This is a genomic window from Rhodococcus sp. EPR-147 (genome assembly GCF_001647185.1).
In the GTDB taxonomy this organism is placed as follows: domain Bacteria; phylum Actinomycetota; class Actinomycetes; order Mycobacteriales; family Mycobacteriaceae; genus Rhodococcoides.
Genome location: NZ_LVCU01000450.1, coordinates 1 through 4,543 on the forward strand (window position 1 = coordinate 1; position 4,543 = coordinate 4,543).

Annotated in this window: 4 protein-coding genes; 2 read left to right on the forward strand and 2 right to left on the reverse strand. The window is 65.9% G+C overall.

Features of this window, described 5'->3' with window-relative positions; genetic code table 11:
* Positions 1-1,962 (reverse strand): FAD-binding and (Fe-S)-binding domain-containing protein (locus tag A2J02_RS19585; protein WP_068052454.1); only part of this gene is annotated, 1,962 nt, incomplete at its 3' end.
* 53 nt (positions 1,963-2,015) lie between these two features.
* On the reverse strand, positions 2,016-3,281 hold the full coding sequence (locus tag A2J02_RS19590) for an aspartate aminotransferase family protein (protein WP_068052448.1): 1,266 nt from the start codon (positions 3,279-3,281) through the stop codon (positions 2,016-2,018).
* A 139-nt stretch (positions 3,282-3,420) separates the two neighbouring features.
* Between A2J02_RS19590 and A2J02_RS19595 the strand changes: the two genes are divergently transcribed.
* A complete protein-coding gene (locus A2J02_RS19595) occupies positions 3,421-4,248 on the forward strand; it encodes a ribokinase (protein WP_068052451.1) in 828 nt (275 codons plus the stop codon).
* On the forward strand, positions 4,245-4,543 hold a 299-nt coding region (locus A2J02_RS19600), incomplete at its 3' end, for a helix-turn-helix transcriptional regulator (protein WP_156516308.1). The genes A2J02_RS19595 and A2J02_RS19600, both read left to right, overlap by 4 nt.

Genomic DNA, 4,543 nt, shown 5'->3' on the forward strand with positions numbered 1-4,543 from the left:
CCAGCGAGGCAACCAGCCCAGCGAATAGTGCGAGAGCGGCCGCAGTCGCCCCGCATAGTGATGATCGAGGAACTCGGACTTGTACGTCGCCATGTCCACGCCGACCGGACAATCCGACGAACAGGCCTTGCAGGACAGGCACAGGTCGAGCGATTCGGCTACGTCCTTCGATGCCCATCCGTCGGCAACGGTCGGCGAACTGCGCACCATCTCCTGCAGCACTCGGGCCCGGCCGCGCGTCGAGTCCTTCTCGTCACCGGTCGCCCGGAAACTGGGGCACATGACGCCTCCCGACGTCGTACGACACTTGCCGACGCCGACACACGACTGAGTGGCGTGCACGAACGGATCCAGATCTGCCCGCGTTCCGATCTGGTGCAGATCGAAGGTCGTCTTCCATTCCCGCTGCGGGATGCCCTGCAGCATGAGGTTGTCCATCATCGGTTCCGGATCGGTGATCGAACCCGGGTTGAGAATCCCGCGGGGATCCCAGATGCGCTTGAACCGCGCGAAGGCGTCGAGCATGCGCGGTGAGTACATCACCGGGAGCAGTTCCGACCGGGCCCTGCCGTCACCGTGCTCGCCCGACAGGCTGCCCCCGTGCTTGACCACCACCCGCGCGGCGGCGCGCAGGAAGTCGTACATCACCCGTCGTCCGGCATCGGTGCGCTGATCGAACGTGATGCGCACGTGCATGCAGCCCGCACCGAAGTGTCCGTACATCACGCCGGTCAGATCGTGTTCGGCCAGAAGCGAATTCAGGTCGGCGAGGTAGGCGGACAGGTTCTCGGGTGCGACGGCGGCGTCCTCCCAGCCACCCCAGGACTCGACTCCGCTGGCGAGTCGAGTCGCCAGACCTGCGCCGTCCTCACGTACTCGCCACAGCGCTGTTCGATCGGCCGGGTCGGTGACGATGCGGCCTTCCTTCACGCGGCCGAGACGACCGAGCGCCTCGAGCAGACGGGCCGCTTTGTCCTCGACCTCGGCCGCATCGGCCCCGTCGAGGTCGACGTAGAGCCACGCGTTTCCCGCAGGCAGACCGCGGATGGAATCCGGTCCGCGCCGATACTCCATCGTCTGGGCGATGTTGTCGTCGATGCCCTCCACCGCGGCAGGCGAGAACTCGAGAATGGCCGTCACGTCGGCGGCAGCAGCCACCACGTTCTCGTATCCGAGGCACAGCAACAACGCCGCCGGAGGCACGGGAACGACGGCGACGGTGACCGAAACGATCACCGCGCACGTGCCCTCGCTCCCGACGAGTGCACGAGCAACGTCGAATCCGTTCTCGGGCAGTAGATGCGAGAGGTGAAATCCGGACACCTGTCGCGGTATGCGGCCCAACTCGACTCTGAAGAGCGCGAGGTTGTCGGCCGCGAGCGACTGCAACTCGCGCGAGATACGTTCGGCTGCATCGGTTGCCGCCGCATCCTCCGAACGCACTGCCTCCACACCGCTACGGGTCACCCGAAGTAGGTGCCCGTCGGCGGTGACCACGTCCATGGCCACCGTGTGGTCGGCTGTTCGTCCGTAGCGCACCGAGTGATTGCCGCACGCGTCGTTGCCGACTGCCCCGCCCACCGTCGCGCGTGTCTTGCTGGACGGGTCGGGTGCGAAGGTGAACGTCCCCGAGGTGCGCGCCACCAGTTCACGCTGCAACTCCGAGATCACGATTCCCGGCTCCACCACCGCGGTCCGCGCGTCGGTGTCCACCGACATCACGCGATTCATGTGGCGGGAGAAGTCGATCACGATTCCGCGGCCGATCGCGTTGCCAGCCATGGACGTTCCGCCGCCGCGGCCGATCACTGCGACACCCGCGGCCCCGCACAGCATCATCACGGAGGCAACCTCGTCGGCGCTACGGGGGAAGACCACAGCCGCAGGCGGAATTCGGTAGTTCGAGGCGTCGTAGGAGTACTCGGCGAGCCGTCGAGACGAATCGTCGATCTCGATACCCATCTCCAGCACTCGCTGCACGAGTGCCGGCACCGGGGACCGCACCGGAGCAGACGTCACAGTACGTTCTTCAGCGTGCGCGACAACGCGTCCAGGCCCTGCCGCATCTCGTCGTCGCTCACGATCAGCGCCGGGATGATCCGGACCACGTTGCCGAGCGCGCCGCAGGTCAGCAGCAACAACCCCTCGTCGATCGCACCCTGCTGCACGCGCAGGGCGGCCGCAGCATCGGGATTGCCTGCGCTGTCGACGAATTCGAGTGCCTGCATCAGGCCGAGTCCACGTGCATCACCGATGGCGGAGTGCTCGGACTTCAGTGCCAACAGGCCGTCGAGCAGAACTCGGCCCTGCGCGGCAGCGTTGTCGACCAGACCTTCCTCACGCACGACGTCGAGCGTGGCGACACCCGCGGCAGCGGCGACGGCATTGCCGCCGTACGTGCCGCCCTGCGACCCGGGCCACGCCTTGCCCATCAACTCCGTCGACGCCGCGATGGCCGAGATCGGGAATCCACTGGCCAGACCTTTCGCGGTGATGACGATGTCGGGCGTGATGGTCGAATGTTGGTGGCCCCAGAACTTTCCGGTGCGCCCGACTCCTGCTTGGACCTCGTCGACGATGAGGACGATCCCGTGGGTGTCCGCCCGTTCGCGAAGTCCCTCGAGAAACTCGGGAGGCGTGGGCAGGTAACCGCCGTCACCGAGTACCGGTTCGATGATGAACGCAGCGGTGTCTGCGGGGCTGGACATCGTCATCAGCAGGTAGTCGAGTTCCTTGAGCGCAAAGGCGACCGCGGTGTCCATGTCCCAGCCGTACCGGAAGGCGTAGGGGAACGGTGCTATGTGCACTCCGCCCATGATCGGTGAGAATCCGGAACGGAACTTGGTGCCCGCGGTGGTCAACGACGCGGCCGCTACCGTGCGTCCGTGGAACCCCCCGTGAAAGGCGATGATGTTGGGCCGTCCGGTTGCCATGCGCGCCAACCGAATCGATGCCTCGACGGCCTCGGACCCGGAGTTCGCGTAGAACACGCTGTCCAGCCCCGCGGGCAACACCTCGCCGAGCTTGTCGGTCAGCGCCAGAAGCGGCTGATGCATGACGGTCGTGTACTGCGCGTGGATGATCTTGCCCACCTGCTCGCGCGCGGCCTCGACCACGCGGGGATGGCAGTGCCCGGTACTGGTGACGCCGATACCGGTGGTGAAGTCGAGGTACTTGCGCCCGTCCGTGCCGATGATCCAGCTGCCCTTTCCGTGATCGACGACGATCGGGGTCGCCTGCTTGAGTGCCGGGCTGAGGTGGGTGCGAGTCGACGCTGTCATGCGTGCCATCGTCACTCACCGAATTCAGATTGTCAACAATCTGCAATTGGCAGTTCGGGGTCAGGGCCGACTGCCGGAGCGATACAGTTCGTCGGTGTCCGCCTCGAACCCCCGCATCGTCGTTCTCGGCAGCATCAACATGGATCTGATCACCCGGACCCCCTCCCTGCCCGACCCCGGCGAAACAGTGCTGGGCACATCGTTCACCACCTCACCGGGCGGCAAAGGCTCCAACCAGGCCATCGCCGCCGCCAAGGCCGGCGTTCCGGTGTCGTTCATCGGAGCGGTCGGAGACGACGAATTCGGTGAGACACTGCGCCGAACACTGTCCAGCGCGGGCGTGGACGACCGAGCGCTGCGTACGGCACCGGGTTCGAGCGGAATTGCCGCCATTTCCGTCGATGATCACGCCGAGAACAGCATCGTCGTCGTCCCCGGGGCGAACGAACACGTTCGGGACCTCACCGACAACGACCTCGCCGTCATCTCCGACGCCGCTATCTTGTTGTGTCAGTTGGAAATTCCGCTCGATACCGTGGTGACTGCATTCGAGTACGCCCGCTCTCGCGGCGTGGTGACGATACTGAAGCCGTCACCGGTTCAGGATCTGCCCGACGCCCTGGTGGCGGCCACCGACGTGCTCGTGGTCAACGAAGCCGAGGAAGCCCGTCTCGGAAACCGAGTGAACGAAGTGGCGCACGTGATCACCACACTCGGTGCCAGAGGCGCTCGATACCGCGGCTCGGAATCGTTCGAGGTCGCCGCTCCGCGCGTCGACGCCGTCGATACCACCGGGGCCGGGGACGCATTTGCCGGAGCACTGGCCGCGTCCTGGTTCGACGGCCCACGTAAGGCCGTCCAATGGGCCTGCGCTGCGGGATCTTTCGCCGCGACTAGACCGGGTGCGAGTACGTCCTCCGGTACTCGCGAGGACATCGACGCACTCCGAGATACGGCCGCAGGATGAATGCCCCCGACCTCGAGGAGCTCCAACTTCTACGTCGCGCGCGAGACCGGATGGATCGCGAATTCGCCGAGCCACTCGACGTCCCCACGCTGGCCCGCACGGCACTGATGTCCACCGCGCACTTCGGTCGCCGCTTCCGCGAGGCCTACGGCGAGACGCCCTACGCACATCTGATGACTCGACGGATCGAACGCGCCAAGGCCTTGCTGCGCCGCGGCGATGTGACCGTGACCGAGGCGTGCTTCGCGGTGGGCTGTACCAGTCTCGGATCGTTCAGTTCGCGGTTCACCGAGAT